The sequence below is a fragment of the Streptomyces sp. NPDC002690 genome (genome assembly GCF_053592415.1).
Window position 1 is genome coordinate 1 of record NZ_JBSFVR010000652.1, and the last position, 2,196, is coordinate 2,196.

The window sequence follows — 2,196 nt, forward strand, 5'->3', positions numbered from 1 at the left end:
CGAGGAGGGAACCCCGCCTCCACCACCCGCACCACGACGCTCCCGCACCCGACCAACCAGCCCCCACCCCCTCCGAGGAGGACCCGCCGGAGGCAACAAAGAACTACAGGTCACGGGCGAAGAGTCTATGTATTCTGGCCTGAGATCCAGGAATTGCGGCTCCGCCGCATCCAAGTCCAGGGTTCCTGCACGTGGTGCTGCGCCACGGTGACGTAGTCAAGAAGGCAGCGGTCGATCTGATCCATGCCGACGGAACTATCCGTGAGGGAATCTTCCACGGCCCGCATGAAGAACTGTGCGTGTGCCGTGACGGCGTTTGTGCCCTCCAGCCATAGGACCTGATACGCCCGCTTGGCCTCTGCAAAAAGTGCTTCGTCCAGCGCGCCTCGATCACGCTTGCGGTCTTCGGCAAGAGCATGGGCTGCTTGTAGGAAGGTGACGTATGCGTCGCGCTTGATGCTGAGCTGCTGCCCTCGCACTTGCGACTCCAAGGTCTGATGCACAGTCGCCACGATGGCTTCGGCCTGCTTCTCGCCAGCGTGCCGTGCAGCCGCGGCCTGCTCCTCGCCAGCCATTCGCGCGGCAGATGCTTGCCGCAGACCTGCACTACGCGTGAACCAGCCTGTCACTGCGCTGCCGGCGATCGCAGATCCAGCCGCGATCAGCGCCACCCCCCACTCGCTCATGACTACACTCTCTCAACTCCGGCCGTGAACCCTGCCGCGGGGGTCTGCGGTGTCCGAGGGATCGAGCAGCATTCGGCCGGTCCGGCCACCGCCACCGCGCCCGCCGTGACCACAAAGCGGGCTGCACGACGGTATGGCCGTGCCAAGGCAGGATGAGCCGGACGGACGGGCTCGTGACGGAGTTCACCGCGGTCTCGGCGTATGCGCGCCGGGGCAGTGGCCGCCCTCGTCCTCCCATCGGTCGGCGGCGTCGCGCTCGTCGCGGGCCAGCTGTTCGTTGAGCGTGACCGGCTTTCGGTACAGGTTCCGGGCGCTGGAGTCGAGCGGCGGGAGCGCGCGGGCTGCGGCCTTCTGGTCGTCACGGCGCTTGTGGCGCCGCCGGACCCGGGCGAACCGCGACTCGTAGGCGTCGCGGTCGTTGTCGTGGAGTCCGGCGGGGTGGAGCCGCGCCAGCTCAAGGGCGACCTGCCCCATCGGGCTGGGGGTCAGTACGCGGGTGCCGTCGTCCTGGCGGACGGCGACGAGGAACCGTGCGGCAAACAGGGCCTCGGTCCGGTCGCGGCTGACCCGCCGGCCACCGGACCACACACCGCGCTGGGCTGCTTGCCGGGCCGTTCCGTCTCGCCAGTACAGGCGCCCGGACTCGGCGGCCTCCAGCACACGGACGTGCCCCGCCGTCCAACCGAGTTCGGCAACGTGGCCTTCGGCGAGATACCGGTTCATCGTCGCCCGGTCCCGGTTGTCCGCGTCCATGCCGGTGGCCGCGCACTCCTCGGCCTCCCGCTCGGCCTCTTCCCGACGCCGTTCGGTCTCCCGCTCGGCGTACTCGGCCGCCGTCAGCTTCCGCTCCAGCTCGGCCCGCAGATCCTCGGCCGCCGTCTCGGCTCCAGCGGCGGCTTGAGCGAGCACGGCGTGGTGGACGGCTTCGCGGGCGCAGTACGCGAGAGCGCCAGCAGGCATCTCGGGGTCATCGGCGTACTTCTCGGCACGGTCGGCATGCCGGGCGGCTTCGACGGCTTCATGGTGGGCCGCGTGCATGGCAGCTTCCAGCCTCGTGGTCCCGGAGCGGCTGCGGCGAACGGCGACCATGGCATCGTCTGCGGCAATAACGGCCAACAAGGCGGCTTCCGCAGCGACTTGCAAGCAGGTCTGCGGCGAGGGGTCTCCGAACGGGGAGGCGGCGTGCGTGAGCGTGGGCATGGGTGGTCCTCGTGGATTCGGTGGTGCGGTCGGGGGCGGCCGGCGCCCCGAACGTCGGGGTGCCGCCGTGGTCGCGCAGAGCGCGACGGAGACCGTCGTGCCCGAAGGGCACGTCCGTTGGCCCGGCGTCCGGACGGGGCGGGAGGGCCGCCCGCGGCCCGGACGTTCCGGCCGGCTGCGAGCCGGGCCAGGATGAGCCGTCCCGGAGGGACGCCCGTCGCGCAGGAGCCGGTACTCGGCGCCGGCCGCCGACGCGGGCGGGCCCGAACGGCGTTGGGCGGAGCGTGGGGTGGGGGGCGGCGGGGCGCCC

General features: G+C 71.0%; 2 protein-coding genes. Both read right to left on the bottom strand.

The genetic code is table 11. The annotated features are described in order from the left end of the window. Nucleotides 1–125 precede the first annotated feature (125 nt). A complete protein-coding gene (locus ACWD3D_RS36355; protein ID WP_451464930.1) occupies nucleotides 126–686 on the bottom strand; it encodes a hypothetical protein in 561 nt (186 codons plus the stop codon). A gap of 183 nt (nucleotides 687–869) precedes the next feature. Continuing rightward, nucleotides 870–1,886 (bottom strand): hypothetical protein, encoded by a 1,017-nt coding sequence (locus ACWD3D_RS36360; RefSeq protein WP_451464931.1) that lies wholly within the window; start codon nucleotides 1,884–1,886, stop codon nucleotides 870–872. Between the last annotated feature and the right edge of the window lie 310 nt (nucleotides 1,887–2,196).

What these genes read in the sequence shown, in the direction of transcription:
- ACWD3D_RS36355 (WP_451464930.1), bottom strand. Translation starts at nt 686, where the DNA reads ATGAGCGAGTGGGGGGTGGCGCTGATCGCGGCTGGATCTGCGATCGCC.
- ACWD3D_RS36360 (WP_451464931.1), bottom strand. Translation starts at nt 1,886, where the DNA reads ATGCCCACGCTCACGCACGCCGCCTCCCCGTTCGGAGACCCCTCGCCG.